The sequence below is a fragment of the Heyndrickxia coagulans DSM 1 = ATCC 7050 genome, assembly GCF_000290615.1.
In the GTDB taxonomy this organism is placed as follows: domain Bacteria; phylum Bacillota; class Bacilli; order Bacillales; family Bacillaceae_C; genus Weizmannia; species Weizmannia coagulans.
Map to the genome: position 1 here is coordinate 1 of NZ_ALAS01000171.1, position 406 is coordinate 406.

Annotated in this window: 1 protein-coding gene; it reads right to left on the reverse strand. The window is 36.7% G+C overall.

Going from position 1 to position 406, the window contains the following annotated elements; all coding sequences use genetic code 11:
- Nucleotides 1-406, reverse strand: a 406-nt coding sequence (locus IC21_RS08700; protein WP_035180794.1) for an RNA-guided endonuclease TnpB family protein, incomplete at both ends; no start/stop codon positions are given.

Below are 406 nucleotides of genomic sequence, written 5' to 3' on the forward strand. Positions count from 1 at the left end.
ATGAAGAAAATTCATGCGTTGGTTCGCCACTTTCTCATGTAATTTAGCCACTACTAGTCGTTGCTTGTTCCAACGTGCAGAACCTTTCTTGCGTTTGGACAGAATGCGCCCGGATTTTGCTAATTTTTCTGACATCACACGATAATAACGAGGATAATTGGCTTTCTCATTCTCGCTACTCACGTATAATTCAGCCATAGCAAAATCTAGCCCAATGACATTTTCTATTGTTTTAGGCTGTATATCTTTTTCGTATTCTGTTAGTACGGAAACATAGTATTTTCCTGACTTTGTTCTGGAAATGGTACAGGATTTCATTTTATAATCAGCAGGTATCTCTCTATGCTGTTTCATTTTTATTGGCTTTTTGATTTTTGGCAGTTTGATATGACCATTTTCTAGCTTA